Here is a 15,982-nt window from a genome sequence, read left to right as displayed (position 1 = left end):
TGCTAAACAAAGCGTGTACGGCATGGATGCCGGACAGACAAATTTGCCAGGAGCAAATTTGAACAGCTTTAGCTGGCCCGCAGGGCAAACTTCATGGATGAAGTTTGTAATTCCCCATGGAAGGGTTCACGGCGTCTTTGTGTGCAATATCGGCTGCAAGCAGCCTGGCGGTTTGATTTAACCTATCTATTAGAACGCCTCGTTAGGTTTAAACATCTGCCAGCGTTTGCTGATGCCGCTTTAACGCCCAAGTGCATAACACCGCGCCTAACAACAGCAAACCAGATAGCCACAAACACGCCAGTAAACCATAAGTCTGAAACGCCCAGCCCGACAGCAAAGTTCCCACTAGGCGCCCAGCGGCATTTGCCATATAGTAAAAACCCACATCCAGCGACACACCATCGCGGTTGGCACTAGCCACAATTAAATAGCTGTGCAAACTAGAGTTAATCGCAAACACCACCCCATATAACATTAAACCAATCAGCAGCGACCACAATGGCTCACCACTAAACAGCATCGCCAAACCAATTAACCAAGGCATCACGCCGAGCACCAGCGCCCAATTAAGCGCTGTGCCAGCCGCTGGTGGCGTTTTTTTACTGCTGCGGGTTAAGGCAGGAGTAACAGCTTGCATCATGCCATAGCCAATAACCCAAACCGCTAAAAAAGCCCCTACTGCACTTTGCGGCCAACCGGCACTGGTGGCTAAATAAATTGGCAAAGCAATAACAAACCAGACATCGCGCGAGGCAAATAAGAAAAAACGCGCTGCGGATAACCAGTTTAAACTGGCGCTTTTTGACAACAGCTCGGTAAATTTCGGTTTATAGCTTTTTTTGCCTAAATCCTTTTTCAGCAGTAATAAGCTTAGCAACCACACCAACACCAGTGCGCCCGCCATCGCCGCCATGGCGCCCTGAAATCCAAACAAGGTAAGCAACAAGCCGCCTAAGAAAAAGCCGACACCTTTTAGCGCATTCTTCGAGCCGGTTAAAATAGCCACCCATTTATATAAGGCACCTTGCGCATCTTCCGGCAGCAGCAGTTTAATGGCACTTTTGGCGCTCATTTTATTTAAGTCTTTGGCAATACCCGACACCGCTTGTGCAGCCATTACCCAGATCACCGTTAGCTGTGCCGAGGGTACCAGCAACATGCTTAAAGCGATGATCTGTAAGAACAGCCCAATATTCATGGTTTTATTTAACCCAAGCCGGGCGCCAAGCCAGCCGCCGGTTAGGTTAGTAACAATACCAAAAAACTCATAAAACAAGAAAAGCGACGCAATAGCCAGGGGCGAGTACCCCAACTGATAGAAATGCAGCACAATTAACATGCGCAGTGCACCGTCGGTCAGAGTAAAAGCCCAATAATTCCCCGTGACGACCAGATACTGTTTGATATCACTGCTTAGCCCTTTTTTATTGGGCTCTGCTACAACAGGCTTGCCTGGCTGCTTTGTCATAGTTAGCCTGCCAAACCAACTAACTTAGCCAATTCCACGGTACGGTTGGCATAGCCCCACTCGTTATCGTACCAAGCATAGATTTTCACCTGAGTACCATTGATTACCATGGTCGAGAGCGCATCGATGATGCTGGAGCGCGGATCGGTTTTATAATCCACCGACACCAAAGGCCGGATTTCATAGCCCAAAATGCCGGCTAACTCGCCCTCTGCCGCAGCTTTTAGCATGGCGTTGACTTCTTCCGCTGTTGTGGCGCGTTCAACCTCAAACACGCAATCCGTTAACGACGCATTGGCCAAGGGTACCCGCACCGCATGGCCATTTAAGCGGCCTTTTAACTCTGGGAAAATTTCAGTAATCGCTGTCGCGGAGCCAGTAGTGGTCGGAATTAAGCTAGCCCCACAGGCGCGGGCACGGCGTAAGTCCTTGTGTGGTGTATCCAGGATGGATTGGGTGTTGGTTAAATCATGAATAGTGGTGATAGAGCCATGTTTAATGCCTAACTGTTCGTGGATAACTTTAACGACTGGTGCTAAACAGTTAGTGGTACAGCTAGCAGCCGTGACAATGCGATGCTCAGCGGCGTTAAATAGCTGTTGGTTAACCCCCATCACAACGTTCAGCACGCCGGCTTCTTTTACCGGGGCACTGACCACAACCCGTTTTACGCCCTGATCCAGATAGCCTTGTAAGATAGCTTTGGTTTTCATCTTGCCCGAGGCTTCAATCACGATATCACAACCCGACCAATCGGTATCGGCGATGGCTTTATTAGCAGTGACTTTGATGCTTTTGCCCTTGATCAGCATGGTTTCGCCTTCGGCCAGCGCTTCGTGCTGCCAACGGCCATGTACTGAGTCGAAATTAAGTAAATGCGCAAAAGTAGCGGCATCGGCTGCAGGATCGTTGATCTGCACAAATTCAAATTCTGGCCAGTCAAAGGCAGCGCGCAGTGCTAAACGGCCAATACGGCCAAAGCCATTAATCCCAACTTTAATTGTCATCTTGCTATCCTTTAGTTTGCGCCAGGTAAGGCGTTAAAATAATTTACATGCGGCGCCAGCGAAAGTGCTTGCGGTCTTAGCTCGCGAATCGTGCTCATCACTTGCGCTTTATCTAAACCTCGCTCTACCAATAATTGCGCTGCAGCCAGCGAAGTTCGCCCTGAACCACCTTTACAATGAATGGCAATTTTTTGCTGCTGATCTAACAGCTGCTGTAATTGCGGTGCGGTTAGCTGCCAGGCTGCGGCAAAATCGGCAGCCGGTGCACAATCATCTTCAATCGGGCAATGAAACCACTGCAACCCCAGCGCCTGACACTGCTCGGCTAAGTCATCGATGTTAAATTTTGCTAATTCAGCCGCAGGCATTAACGTCACTATGGCACTGGCACCAGCTTGCTGTAATTGTTGCAGTGAATCCGCTACCGAAACGCCCTTAGTGCCAGGGCAAGGCGTAAACAACAGGCTATTGCCGCTGAGAGTAAGTTCATCATAAGGATGTGTCATTTTTATGCTCTTTAAATTTTTAATGCTCTAGCAGAGCTTGATTAATCACAGGATCAGGTAAAGCTTAAGCGCAGCATTGACGATCCCGCTCAGGTCTATCGCCCATTGCCGCCAGATTTGCTAACAGTGGCGCCAGTTCGGCTTGTTGTGCTGTTTTGCTTTGTTCCAGACAAACCCGCGCCCAGTTGGCTAAATTAGGATTAAGCCGGTAATACACCCACTGCCCCTGACGACGATCTAACAGCACACCGGCTTTTCGTAACATCGCCAGATGACGGGAGATTTTGGGCTGAGTTTCTTCTAAAGCAGCAGTGAGTTCACACACACAAAGCTCTTGCTCCGCCATAATCAGCAGCAGGGCATTAAGCCGGGTTTCATCTGCCAGCAGTTTAAAAAAACTCAGTGGTTTTAAAGGCGCAGCTTTATGCTGGCGATCATGCAGCAACACAAACATACTGAGCCGTTCGGCCAGTTCATGTAAGGTGGTTTCAAAGGCTTTGCTGCTGCCATCACGTTTTGGATCGGTAAAATCCCAGGCGAGTAAATGTTTGGCAGAAATATCATTGGCGCATTCCGCCGCCGTTTTGTTACACAGCACTATGGCATAATCGAAGTTAATGCCGCTATGTGCCGTTAAAGGTTTGGAGTAAAGACCATCGGTACTAATATGATGCAGTGCCAGCGTCGCCAACGCACGGCTATCGGCTTCTGTCGGCGCGCTGCCGGCACTGTATACCTCAAAACGATCAGCATATTTGTGCCGGGTTATCGCCTCGGCCATTAAGGAGCGTGCCGAATTTTCAGTACAGATAAACAGCAGTTTAGTTAGGCTCACAATAGACACTCACATATCAATACTTAAATATATGAAATATTGTATATATGATTAGCTAAACATCAAGTACTCAGGCCAAAGTTAATAAAAATGTCATAAAAGCCGCGCCTATACCAAAAACGCAGCCTTAGTCTGGTATACCTGCTTAAAACGGCTGAGGATATTGTTGTAAAAATGCAGAAACCGCTGCTTTAACTTCGTCATTCAGCGCAGTCGAAAAGGCCGTTAAGTTCTCTTGCAGTTGCATTGTGCTAGTCGCGCCAATAATGGTAGACGTCACGCCATCTACCTGATCCACCCAGGCCAGCGCTAATTGCGCCGGGCTTAGCTTAACGCTGTGCGCCAATTCCACAAAAGCAGCAATAGCGGCATTGGACTGCGGTGTATCACGAAACAGACCATTACGCTGTACTAAGCGCCAACGGCTGCCCTCTGGTCTGGCGCCGCCCAGATATTTACCGGTTAGCGCCCCGCCTGCCAGTGGCGACCAGGGTAAATAAGCCACTTGTTCATGCTGACATTGTTCAATTAAGTAAGGCCAGTCTTTGGTGTGCAGTGGCCCAAATTCATTTTGAATAGAGACGATCCGCGGTAAGTTGTGCTGTTCACTGAGTTTTAGGTACTGGCTAATGCCCCAGGGGGTTTCATTCGATAAACCACAATGGCGAATTTTACCTTGTTGCACTAACGTGGCTAAGGTTTGCAAAATCGCTAAGATGTCGTCTTGCTGTTGCCTGGCATCCACCTCAGAAAACGGGATGTGATTCACCGCATGTCGGCCAAAATGCGGTGAGCGCCGGTTTGGCCAGTGCAGTTGATAAAGATCGATATAGTCAGTGTTTAAGCGTTGTAGTGAACCTTCAACGGCTTGTACTAAGGTTTTAGGACAGATATCGCTGCCATTACGAATATGGTGGAGGCCACTGCCTGCCATTTTGGTGGCGAGCACCAGCTTATCGCGCTGATCCTTATTACGACTAAGCCAGTTGCCAATAATTTGCTCTGTGGCGCCATAAGTTTCTGGTCGTGGCGGTATGGCGTACATTTCGGCGGTATCAATAAAATTCACACCGGCATCCAGCGCCATGGCCAGCTGGGCATCTGCGTCGGCTTGGGTATTTTGCTCGCCCCAGGTCATGGTGCCTAAGCAAACGCGGGATACGGTTAAGCCGCTGCTCCCTAGAGTAGAATACTGCATAGTGGTCTCTGCATTCGTTAAAACAGGCTGACTATAACAGATTAAGGCGGGTTTTGGTCAGTGCAGAAGATGACTATGCGTTAAGGGCGTAGCTCTGAGCTTGAGTGTTCGGTTACTTCAGTTGACGTAGATTCGAGGTTGTAGCATCCGGCGGCTAAACGCGCCGTACAACTTTGTCGGGGCACGCTGTGGATACGTCCCTGTACGGTTACAAACTGCTTCCTGCAGTTTTCCCTTCTGGCCAGCGCAAGCGCTGTTCAAATTCGTTCCTGACGAATTTGTCTGTTTTTCATCCATGAAAAACACCTCCCCGAGCAAAGTGTACTGTGCGTTTACCACCTCGTTCGATTTTTGCGCACCTTCAAATGCACCACTAGATTGCAACAATGATCTGGTATTAAGCTTGCTGCGAGCTAGTAAATAGCACTTATACAGCTAGGCAGCGAGCCGATATTGCTAAACAAAGCGTGTCCGGCATGGATGCCGGACAGGAGCCTACAAGGGTGTATTTACGGCGTCTTTGTGTGCAATATCGGCTGCAAGCAGCCTGGCGGTTTGGCTAAAGCGATCTTAGAAAAGAAACTTCGAAGCCGGTGGAGAAAATTACTACCCTGCTAAGGGCGTTCCGCCAATCTAAAATCTGCGATTGCTTAATGTTACATAGGTTCTAGAATAGTGCGTTCGGCAACTCAGCTCGACTTAAACTCAAGGCTGCGAAAACACCGTCGATAACCACTGCCATACCCTTTGCTGCTGCGCCTTGGCAAACTCATGCCTCATCTCGGGCCATAATTCTGTCACCAAGTGTTGCTCAGCATCATGCGCCTGCCAAACCTGCTGCATCTGTTGATAAGCCTGCAAAGTGCCGGTTGCTAGCATTAACTTATCCTTAGCCCCCGAGATAAAAAGCGCAGGCTTAGGCGCCGCAATAGCAGCGATATGCGGATAATCTAGCTGTGCTGCAATGCCAGGATGCAGCATCCAGAATGCCGTTTGTCCGCGCAGTTGGTTATTGCCAGGCGTCATTGCGGTGTCAGCCGTTGTCATCCAACTAATCGCTGCCGCAGCTTGAATATCATCCGTTAAAGCCGACAATTGCCAGGCCCGAAAAGCACCCATTGAGAAACCTACTGCCGCTATTTTGCTCGCATCAGTTGCAGGTAATTGCTTTAAAAACGCCGCTAATCGCACATCTTCGTACGCAGCAAACCCCGCTAACGAGCGGCCCAATTGCATAAAGTTTGCGGCCAGCGCTTGCTGTGCCTCGTAGGTTAAGGGCCCGCGCTCACCCCAGCCTAAAGTATCTGCAGCCAGCACCAGAAAGCCTTGTTGTGCTAGTTCATCGCCTACAAAATTGCCGCCATAGTGGCGCTCAACCCAGGCCATAGCATCGGGCAACTTACTATCATCAGCAAAAGGACGAATCACCTTTTCTTTACCGATAGAAAAATGCGCACCATGATCATGCAGCAACAATATTGCCCCAAAAGGCCCCTCACCCGCTGGGCGTAACACTAACACGGGTACCCTATTGTCAGGCGTTAACGTAATTAACCAGCGCTCTGCTTGATACCCCTGCCGCAATTCACTGGCCAACAGCTTGGGCGCAAAGTCCAGTTCTTGCTCTGGCCAAAGTAAAGCATTACGCAGCAGCTGCCGGGCCTGTTGCCGCCAATGCCTAATTTCCTGGTGAGATTGGTTTTGCCAGGCAGCCGCAAAATGTTGTTCGGTTTTTAACCTTTGATAAAACGCTGGCAGTGCGGCCTCCGCTAATATCGCCGGTTCGCTCTGCGTATTGTCAATTGCCGCCAAGTCGAGGCTTAATATCAATATACTGATGGCTACAACTAGCAGCAAAACCTTATGACTCATGCCTGCTCCTGAAGAAAGCGCCTTATTTAGGCGTAATGGCAAACAGCTACTGAGCCATGCCAGAACATTAATAGCAACATCATCACACTAATGCAGTTTGCCACAAAGGTAAATTCCATATCCGAACCATTACGGCGAAAACTCAGAGCTAAGTTTGCAAGCAGCGGCAGCGGAGTTTAGCGTATTGCTTCATGCTTTTTGCCAGGTCAGTAGTTATGTTGCAACAGATGGGATGCGTTACCTTAGTATGGCTGTTATGTTGGCTACCACAGTTACTAGCTGCAGAGGAGTCATCCTGGCAGGCTTACTATCAGCTTTCTGCTAACACCCAGCAATTAGACAAACAAGCATTGGCTTTAGAACTACAGAGCCTCAACCAGACGCAATTTAGTTTGCCCAGCGCCACCCGACGCTTTGGTTTTGATATTGATGCGCCTGCTAGCTGGTATCAAACGACGGCAGGTAAGACAGTGGTAGAAGCAATTCTTAGCCTCCAAACCCCTAGTGGTGGCTGGTCGAAACGCACCGATATGACAGTGGCGCGCAGTGCGGGCCAGCATTGGGGCGTAGAACCGAAATATGTGCCTACTTTTGATAACAGCGCCACTACAACTCAGCTTAGAGTATTAGCAAAAGCCTTTGCAGCAACGGCAGATCCCCGCTATAAAGCGGCCTTTTACCGCGGTATCCGGCTTATTTTACAGGCGCAGTATCCCAATGGTGGCTGGCCGCAAAATTATCCGCTCACCGGTGGATATCATGATCATATTACGCTTAACGATGAGGTGACCGAGGAAATTCTCAGTTTGCTGTTAGCCGTTACAGAGGCTAAACAGGAGTTTAGTTTTGTTGATAGCAAGCTGCAGCAAGCCGCGCAACAAGCACTGACGAAAGGCATAGCATTGTTACTGCAAATACAGCAACAGGATAATGCTGGTTTAAGCCTGTGGGCTGCACAATATGAGCACCGCAGCTTAATACCTGCCTGGGCCAGAGCTTATGAGATGCCCGCACTAGCGGTGATGGAAAGTGCCAGTTTACTGGAGGTATTGATGCAACTGCCCAAGCCTTCTGACGAACTGCAGCAAGCCATTCACAGCGCTATGGCCTGGTTAAAACGGCACGCTATTTATGAAAAACACTGGCATCGTAGCGAGCGGGTATTACTAGACAAGCCCGGTGCCGGGCCGCTCTGGCCGCGTTTTGCCGAGCTTAGCAGCAACCGGCCTATTTTCGGCGATCGTGATCATAGCTTGTATTATGATGTGCATCAGGTCTCGCTGGAACGCCGCCAAGGCTATGCCTGGTATACCGATCGTCCGGCGCGCACGCTACTGCGATACCAAGCTTGGCAGCAACAATTTCCGTTAACCGCCAAAACACTAAAAGCTGCAGACTAAGCCCGGTTTAATTTAAAGACGCTATCGGCTACCAGACGCTGCAATTGTACCTCCAACAACAAGGTTTGCTGCGGTGCGAAAAAGCGATCAATATCGGCAAGCTGGATCACCAAACCCGCAGCGGCATTTGCTGCCACGTTAGTAAACCCCACAGGTTGGCGCGGCGGTTTGAAATGTGGCTGCGCACTAAAACTAAAATAAAGCTGCTGAAATTTGGGATCTTGCTTAAGACGCGCCAGCACCGCTAAATCGAAGTAAAAGGCGCGGGAGGACGGGTCCTGGCTATACGCATGTACATGGCGTAGAAAATGCCGATACAAGGTTTCTTCAAAGCGACTGTCGGCGCCAGCCGTACGATACATCTCTAAAAAATAATCACTTACACCTACAGCATGCTGATCGGTTAAGCGACAGAGTACCTGACTGCGTCGATCAGCCTGATAATTCGCAGGCGGATTAAGCGCATTCAGCTGCTGCTGCCAAGCAAAGTTTTGCGAAAGGTCGGTTTGAAAATCCTGATCTGTCACCGTTAACGCCTGACGGATAAACACCTGGGTTAACGCATTATGCGGCGCTTTGCGGCCTTTAAAGATAATACTGCTATGGTTCTCTTTCGCTAAAATGCTAAATGCTATAGCGCCCTTACTCTGTTGCCAGCGTAAACTGCCGGGCAAAATCTGCTGCTGCGGATCCAATGCCAGACTTACATAACTGCAATTTAAGTTAGCACCACAGATCCTTACTGTACCGTCTGAGCCAGCCTCATTGGCAATAGCACTAATACCGCTATAACCACTATCACCAATTAACACTGTGGCCAACATCTTGCCGGCACCATACCAGGCCTCATCAGCAAATAAGTCTTGCTGCGCCAAGGCACGGGTATAGTCTGATGCTAACTCCAGCCCAGTTAAAACGACGGCGCCGGTTTGAAAACCTGGCTGATTCCAGCCCTTCACTGCCCGACCATAAAAACTGCGGCCTTTATGCGCTAAGGGAGAACCAAAATTCGCCGGCGCTAATTGTACAAAGCGTTTTACCGGGTTAGTGCTGGCGCTGTAATAGCGGGTAAACCACTGCCGGGTGACTAAAGCGCCTGTGCTATGCACTACGATATCGACACTCTGTGGCGCGGTGGGCAGCCCTAATGCCAACCAAGCATTTTGCATAGCGTCAGCCAAGTCCGCATAGCTAATATCGTCGTGCATCGACAACCAATCAGCCAAATAGAGTGGCTGCACCGCATCCCCAAAACTTTCTTGCAGAAAACTAGCCAGTGCTTTGAAGGAACTACTGTTATCACTCCAGCCATGTAAAATAACAATAGGATTGCGCATGATAGCCTCCTGTTATCATCGTTGTGGTTGCGTCAGAGCAGATTACCCTGCCCTGCTGGCACGATGTATAACTACCAAGTATGCAACATATACTGTGCCCGTTCACCAGTATAGCTATTAAGCGCTGCTTGTGCGTCCTGGCTTAACTTATCTTGCACGACAAAGCCCTGCCTCTGCCAATACGGCACCGAACCTTGCACTGCCACCAGTGCCAGCTGCGTTAAGCCCAGCTGATGCGTATAATGCTTTGCGCTAGCCAACAGCATCTTGGCTAGGCCTAAACCGCGTGCCTGTTCACTCACTGCCATATCATGCAGATACAGCAGCTCTGGCTTGTCCGCCACCACAAAGTCTGTGGCTAATACGGTGATCTTGCCCGGTAGCGATGGGTAACTAAACAAGTACGCCAACAGCTCGCCTGTCGTATTTTCAGCCAGCCAACAGCTTTGTGTAGCACTGGCTAAACGCGCCGCTAACAGCGTTGGCGGTTCATACAAGGCATCGCTGTAGCAGCTGTCCTGCAGTGCAATCACTGCTGGAATATCGGCTTGTTGCATTAAACGAATATTTACTGACATTAAGCTAAGGTACCCTTTATACCCTTCATCCTTTAAGATACGGGGGTGTTGGCTGCCTTCACCCCCTGAAGCGTCAGTCCGACCCAGTCACATAATAAGACTATGCTCCTGGGGATGCGTTCAGTTGCCGCCTACCCGTATCTTCAATGCTTTTGGGTATACATAATTTAAAGCGCCAACAATAGCGGCAACTTGCGCCAGAATACATTGTTCAGGTGTCGCTGTAGGGCTATCCGGGTAGACCTCTGTTGTGGTGACATACTTTGCCGCGGTCATGCCCCCACAAAGCCCCAAGGAACGCTTAGGATAATTGACCACACCAAATTGCGCTAAAGGCTCACCAATTAAACAGCCCTGATCATCCGCCGGCGCGATATGGGTGACTTTCGCGACTTCATTGATGATGGCCTGCTGAAATTCAGGCTGTGGATTTTCGCTATCACCGACCAGATAAAAACCATCCGGAATATTCCAATTGGTATTTACCGAACCATCCCGTGCGGCTTTTGCCGGGCGAAACTCGCTATTGTCACTGTCAGTGGTTTCATGTAAATCGATATGCAGCAGTGGCGTTACACCCAGTGTTAACAGGTGCTCACGTAATAAACCGGCTTCAGCCGACGGGCTATTCGCGACAAAGGAGCGATTGGGATCAACCGCTAACGGGTTCCAGCGATTAATGGTTTCATAGCCCCAGGGGCTGATACAGGGAGCAATCAACAGGTTAAAGTCATTCAGGTAGTTTTTCGCCTCAGTTGCCGCAAAACGCAAAGCACCTTGCACACCGCTGGTTTCATAACCATGCACGCCACCTGTTACCAATGCCAGGGGTTTATTCGGCTGCCAATGATGGCCTTTTAATAGAAATAGCGGATACTTACCCAGCCCGAGAGACTGATAATCCAGCTCACCATATTGAATTAACTCAAAATCGCTCGCTAAAGCAGGTAATTGTGCCAGCACCTCAGTTTGATAAGCGCGCTTAATCTGTTGCTCTGTCAGCCATTGTTGTTTTTCTGCCTCGCCCCATGGCTGGCCTTGAGTACCAATATGATAGATAAAAGGTTGCATGCGTCCTCGCTGATATTCTTACCCCATAAATGTAAGGTTAGCGCATTATGCACAACACAAACTGCGCAGTACTGGGGTATTAGCAAAAGGACAGTATACTGAAAACAACGGCTGCGTGGCAGCCGTATCCAAAAAGATGAGACAGCCGCTGATTAAAACGGCATAAATACCTGCACATTACCACCACCAAATTGCAAATTATGCAGCTTCACGGTGGGGTTAATAACAACGTAAGCGCCAGTTTGGGTACTGAGTTGCCAGATAAAATTGGGGCTTATTTTTGCCAGCCAGCCGTTATCACGCAGCGGCTCATCGCCTTGCTGCCGAAACTCACTGCGCGCACTGGCATAACCGACATACAGCACCGGTTTAGCTAACCAATTGCCCTGTAAAGCGTGCTCTGTAGCAATATAACTAAACAGCTCGCGCCGGTTTTCAGCCGCACGTTGCCCTGCGGCAAAACGGCTATCCAGCTCTTGTAGGCTATTAGCTTGCAGACCATAAGTAAGGGGGCGCAAACCGCCATCAGCTTGCCGTAATTCAACATTCAGCTGTTGGAAACGTCGGCGCATTAGCCAATCACTCTCACTTAGGCCAAGCTGCAGTTGTTGCGTGCTGCGCCGTCCATATAAGCCTTGCGCCTGTACCGCCAGTTCCGTATTTACCGACAAACGGGTTTGCCAATTTAATCCGGCTGAATATTGCTCATCACTAAATAACTGATCTGCCGCAGCGTCCTGGTAACGGGTTTTAAGGTTAAGGTTAAGAAAACCGCTAAGCTGCTGCTGTTGAAATTGCTGGCCAGCAGCAGCGTAGAGCGTTACCGGGCTTTGTTGATAGCGGTTCTCGCCATAGGTTTTGCTATTGTAAAATACATCCGCTAATACCAGGGCGCCGGTTAACCAACTGCCATTGCTAAACTGGCGATTGACCTCAAATTGCAAATCCATATCTTCTTTAGCACCACTGACATCGGCCCAAACTCCCAGATCCCAGGCGTTATCCGCTTGGTAGCCTACGCCAAAGAGTGTTCTGTCGTAGCGGCCATCTAAATCTTCCGAACGTTTATGCCGAAAACCAGCAAAAACCGGTGCCTCAAATTGCAATTTTTGTTGCAGCAGTGAATGCACATAAAACTCTTTACCACGGCTACTACCGCCAGTGCCATACCAACCGTTTTGTTGCCACAAAGGGGCATTATCAAAAATCGACTTTTCGGTAAAACTTAGGCGCTGTAAAAAACTCTCTAAATTATAATCAAACTGCCGACCATCCAGGCGTTCTAACCGAAACGGTTCTGGGCCAGCCCAACCGATAGCGCTATGCAAGCTGGTGCTAAACAGGCTTAACGAGAAGACAAAAAAGCCAGTTGTTTTTCTCATAACCTTGGGTCCCAAATGAATTTTTTAGAAAATAAAAAAGTACTAATTTATTGCACTTTAACTTAACCAGCTATGAATCCCAGCTTGAGGCTACTGTTGGCAGCTGTTAAGCTTGCTGCCAATAACATTTTTCCTTGCGCTTAATTTCCCCCAGATCTTATTCCGACAAAAAAGGACTTAGAGTAATGGCTATCACTGCCCGGCTAACTGCACAAATAGACCCACAATCCTGGCAACACGAAGGCTTATCACCTTTTAACAAATTTATCTGCTTCGCCATCATACTCTCTACTTTTATGGCCATCGTCGAAACTGAACCAGTGCTAACACAAGGCTACCCTCAGGTCTTTTTTTGGTTAAACATTCTATTCCTTGTCATTTTCAGTATCGAATTACTACTACGCATTTACATCGCACCCTACAGTCATAATCATCCAGGCATTAACCGGCTGCGTTTTATGATCTCGCCATGGACGCTATTGGATATCCTAGTGTTGCTTACTTTTATGCCGGTTTCTGAAGATTTACCCTTATTGATCATCCGTCTGATTAGAGTGTTCCGTATCATCCGCGTATCACGGCTCACCCGCTTTAATCATTCGTTAAGCTTACTGTTTAACTCGGTTAATAAGCGAAAAACTGAGCTAAGTATCAGTTTCCTTATTGCCATGGTGTTACTGCTGGTTACTTCTATATTGCTATATTTAGTTGAAGGTACCAGCAATCCTGAAAGCTTTGGTAGTATCCCGCGCGCTATGTGGTGGTCTATTGCAACCCTGACCACGGTCGGCTATGGCGACGTTACGCCCCTATCACCTATCGGAAAGTTCTGTGCCGGTATCACCGCCTTAATCGGTATTGGTATTGTCGCCATGCCAACAGGTATCTTGGCAGCAGCCTTTAGTGAGGCTTATCAACAGGCAAAAGAAGAAAAGATTCATCATAATTAATGACCGATAACGTCTTTAGGAAACCATGTTTAAGCATCCAGACGAACACCTGCCAAAAAACTAATAGTGGTATGGCTTAGTAAGACTATGCTTCCAACGCTAATAACGCAGTGTGACGTAGTAACTGAGGATAAAATTCCAAAAATATTTGTTCGAGGTCATTATATCGTGGATAAATTTCTTCCATGATGCCTGCAAACTGGTTTTCAAAGCGGATTCGCGCTGCAATATGGTCCAATGCTCTGGCCAGACTAGGTAATTGTTGGTAAGCGCTAAGCCAATCCTGCTGCCTAACTCTCTGCATTGTCAGTTGCATAGCTGGTGGCATCAGTGGCTCCGCCTGTGCCAGCTTGCTATAAAGTCGCTCTTTTGCTTTTACAAAGGGCTCTGCATAAAAGCTTTGCCAATGAAGGATGAGAAAATGATCGAACAACACGTCCAATGTTACTGCTGCAAAACGCCTTCTCTGTGCTGAAAACTGCCGTTTTGCTTGCTGTACCAAAGGATGATGGTCGGTATAACGATCTACCGCCCGATGATTAGCTAAACCCGCCAACACCGCTTCCGGCAACGTACTAAGCTCGACCCCTTTGCAGAAATCGCCCAACAAATTTCCAACCAGCGAGTGTACTGAAGACTGTGCTAAAGCTGCGTGTGCCAGGTAATTCATAGCGGCATTCCGGTTAATAAGAGTGTTGATACGGCTATTAATAAAAAACCCGCAATTAAGCGGGTTTTACTAAAGCTAAAAGCTTACAGGCTAATATTCTTAACCCGGGCTTTCTCTCTAATATAGCTTTCCCAGCTACGAGTCTGACGTTCTGTTGCCGGATCACGTTTAGCTGCTTGCAATGAAGCGTTTGCTTCACGCAATTTGCCTTGATAGAAGTAAGCCTCCATCATACTCATGTGAACCCGACCTGCATCACGAGAATCTCTGGTCAATGAAGCTTCAAAAGCACGAATAGCATCGTTGTATCTTTGGATGGCCATAAAAGCCATACCTTGACGACGATAAGCATCTGCTTCGTTAGTCATTTCAGCTAACTCACCGTAATATGCGGCCGCTTTGGCAAATTCACGAGCAGCCTGAAAGTTAGATGCAACCGCATTTAACATGGTACGATCTTTTTTTATCTTACCGCTTTTCAGATATTTCTCGTAAATCACCGCAGCTTTATAAGGGATATTATTATTTGCATACATTTGGCCAAGCATTTTCAGCTCAGACTCAGACTGCAAATAACCATTGGCATAAGCGATTTGAAAAGCACTTAACGACTTCTGATAATCTTCTACCAGCGTGTAGAAGTTACCTAAGTACACCCAATACTGACGCTCCTCCGGGAACAATTGCACCATAGTTTCAACGGTTTCAATTGTTTTTGGATAATTCCGCGACTCGTATAGTGCGCCCATTTTCAACATATAATGTTGTTTGTTAGGCTCACGTGCATAACGAATAGCGTTGTCAATTGGCGTAAGGACTTTCGGATAATCCTGTAGCTGATAGTACGCATTAGCTATGCGCAAATAAACGTCAGGGTCATGTTCGCCAGTAAACTTGATCCAAGCTTCATAATTTCTGATCGCATCTTTATGCATATTTTCCATTGACTGCAAATCTGCAACCAATTTTAAAGATGAAGATTGATCACCAAAGCTTAGTACGTCAGGTTTCGTCGCTTGCTCAAGGTACTTAATAGCCTGCTTAGCGTCTTTAGTGGCATATAAGTTACCAATAAAGCGTGCTAAGAAAGCGTTGTCAAACTCACTGCCACCGCGAATTTCTAACAAAACCTTTAACGCTTCATCAACTTTTTCTTCGTTGTAAAGCTCAAAGGCTTTGGTTACGCCGCGTCCAACACGTTCACCGGGTAACTGAGTCTTACGTGCTCGACGTTCTTCAATCCGAGCACGGTCTGCATCGGTCAGCGTTACCTGTGCCATTGCTGGCACAGTAAAGGTAAAGCTGGCGGCGACAATCAACGCTGAGGTTAGTAAAGATAATTTTTTCATTTCTTTAGCCTCACTGTGCCATGTCTAGAGTAAAGTCTAGCTGAACCTGTTGGCCTGGCTGACGCTCTGGTTTACCGTCAACCACTTTCGGGCTGTATTTCCAACGGCGTAACGCACGAATTGCTTCGCGGTCAAATACGCGGCGAGGTTCAGCTTCAATTACTTCAACCTCATCCACACTGCCGTCTTCCATAATGGTAAAACGTAGTCTTACCCAACCTTGTAAGCCATCACGGGCGGCTTGTACCGGGTAACGCGGTTCAATCCGAACTATTGGCGTAGCATCACCATCACGTAACAGTGAGCCTGGATCACCTAGACCGGTATTAACGCCCAGATCAAGACCTGGCATGTTA

16 protein-coding genes are annotated in these 15,982 nt (G+C 48.2%); 3 read left to right on the top strand and 13 right to left on the bottom strand.

What is annotated here, in order from left to right:
• Nucleotides 1-181, top strand: a 181-nt coding sequence (locus IE163_RS17815; RefSeq protein WP_229833515.1) for a hypothetical protein, incomplete at its 5' end; no start/stop codon positions are given.
• 27 nt (nucleotides 182-208) lie between these two features.
• Here IE163_RS17815 and arsJ read toward each other — a convergent pair.
• From arsJ to IE163_RS10235, 6 genes are all read right to left on the bottom strand, one after another.
• Entirely contained in the window at nucleotides 209-1,471 is a 1,263-nt protein-coding gene (gene arsJ / locus IE163_RS10260; RefSeq protein ID WP_189432882.1) for an organoarsenical effux MFS transporter ArsJ, read from the bottom strand.
• A gap of 2 nt (nucleotides 1,472-1,473) precedes the next feature.
• Complete coding sequence (locus IE163_RS10255; RefSeq protein ID WP_189432881.1) at nucleotides 1,474-2,478, bottom strand: ArsJ-associated glyceraldehyde-3-phosphate dehydrogenase; 1,005 nt, start codon at nucleotides 2,476-2,478, stop codon at nucleotides 1,474-1,476.
• Between the two features lie 11 nt (nucleotides 2,479-2,489).
• Nucleotides 2,490-2,984 (bottom strand): phosphatase domain-containing putative toxin, encoded by a 495-nt coding sequence (locus tag IE163_RS10250; RefSeq protein ID WP_189432880.1) that lies wholly within the window; start codon nucleotides 2,982-2,984, stop codon nucleotides 2,490-2,492.
• Nucleotides 2,985-3,048: 64 nt separating this feature from the next.
• Nucleotides 3,049-3,828: a metalloregulator ArsR/SmtB family transcription factor gene (locus tag IE163_RS10245; RefSeq protein ID WP_229833514.1), complete on the bottom strand. Its 780-nt coding sequence runs from the start codon at nucleotides 3,826-3,828 to the stop codon at nucleotides 3,049-3,051.
• A 136-nt stretch (nucleotides 3,829-3,964) separates the two neighbouring features.
• A complete protein-coding gene (locus IE163_RS10240) occupies nucleotides 3,965-5,017 on the bottom strand; it encodes an aldo/keto reductase (protein ID WP_189432878.1) in 1,053 nt (350 codons plus the stop codon).
• A gap of 705 nt (nucleotides 5,018-5,722) precedes the next feature.
• Entirely contained in the window at nucleotides 5,723-6,889 is a 1,167-nt protein-coding gene (locus IE163_RS10235; protein ID WP_189432877.1) for a dienelactone hydrolase family protein, read from the bottom strand.
• A 215-nt stretch (nucleotides 6,890-7,104) separates the two neighbouring features.
• On the opposite strand from IE163_RS10235, the gene pelA reads away from it, so the two are divergent.
• Nucleotides 7,105-8,289 (top strand): pectate lyase, encoded by a 1,185-nt coding sequence (gene pelA / locus IE163_RS10230; RefSeq protein WP_189432876.1) that lies wholly within the window; start codon nucleotides 7,105-7,107, stop codon nucleotides 8,287-8,289.
• Here pelA and IE163_RS10225 read toward each other — a convergent pair.
• The 4 genes from IE163_RS10225 to IE163_RS10210 form a co-directional block, all read right to left on the bottom strand.
• Nucleotides 8,286-9,626 carry an esterase/lipase family protein gene (locus IE163_RS10225; RefSeq protein WP_189432875.1) on the bottom strand — a complete coding sequence of 447 codons (1,341 nt, stop codon included), beginning with the start codon at nucleotides 9,624-9,626 and terminating at the stop codon, nucleotides 8,286-8,288. The genes pelA and IE163_RS10225 overlap by 4 nt on opposite strands.
• Before the next feature lie 71 nt (nucleotides 9,627-9,697).
• A complete protein-coding gene (locus IE163_RS10220) occupies nucleotides 9,698-10,204 on the bottom strand; it encodes a GNAT family N-acetyltransferase (RefSeq protein WP_189432874.1) in 507 nt (168 codons plus the stop codon).
• 120 nt (nucleotides 10,205-10,324) lie between these two features.
• Nucleotides 10,325-11,275, bottom strand: a complete 951-nt coding sequence (locus IE163_RS10215; RefSeq protein ID WP_189432873.1) for a M14 family metallopeptidase — start codon at nucleotides 11,273-11,275, stop codon at nucleotides 10,325-10,327.
• A gap of 152 nt (nucleotides 11,276-11,427) precedes the next feature.
• Entirely contained in the window at nucleotides 11,428-12,657 is a 1,230-nt protein-coding gene (locus IE163_RS10210; protein ID WP_189432872.1) for a hypothetical protein, read from the bottom strand.
• A 185-nt stretch (nucleotides 12,658-12,842) separates the two neighbouring features.
• Here IE163_RS10210 and IE163_RS10205 point away from each other — a divergent pair, with 185 nt between their 5' ends.
• Nucleotides 12,843-13,607, top strand: coding sequence for an ion transporter (locus IE163_RS10205; RefSeq protein WP_189432871.1), 765 nt, complete (start codon nucleotides 12,843-12,845; stop codon nucleotides 13,605-13,607).
• A gap of 85 nt (nucleotides 13,608-13,692) precedes the next feature.
• Here the strand turns inward: IE163_RS10205 and IE163_RS10200 are convergent, their stop codons facing one another.
• The 3 genes from IE163_RS10200 to IE163_RS10190 all read right to left on the bottom strand — a co-directional run.
• Nucleotides 13,693-14,277: an acyl carrier protein phosphodiesterase gene (locus IE163_RS10200; RefSeq protein WP_189432870.1), complete on the bottom strand. Its 585-nt coding sequence runs from the start codon at nucleotides 14,275-14,277 to the stop codon at nucleotides 13,693-13,695.
• Between the two features lie 83 nt (nucleotides 14,278-14,360).
• Complete coding sequence (locus IE163_RS10195) at nucleotides 14,361-15,626, bottom strand: tetratricopeptide repeat protein (protein ID WP_189432869.1); 1,266 nt, start codon at nucleotides 15,624-15,626, stop codon at nucleotides 14,361-14,363.
• Between the two features lie 10 nt (nucleotides 15,627-15,636).
• Nucleotides 15,637-15,982 (bottom strand): energy transducer TonB (locus IE163_RS10190; protein ID WP_189432867.1); only part of this gene is annotated, 346 nt, incomplete at its 5' end.

This window comes from Alishewanella longhuensis (assembly GCF_014653435.1).
Classification (GTDB): Bacteria; Pseudomonadota; Gammaproteobacteria; order Enterobacterales; family Alteromonadaceae; genus Alishewanella; species Alishewanella longhuensis.
This window is presented reverse-complemented; position numbering and strand designations above follow the sequence as displayed.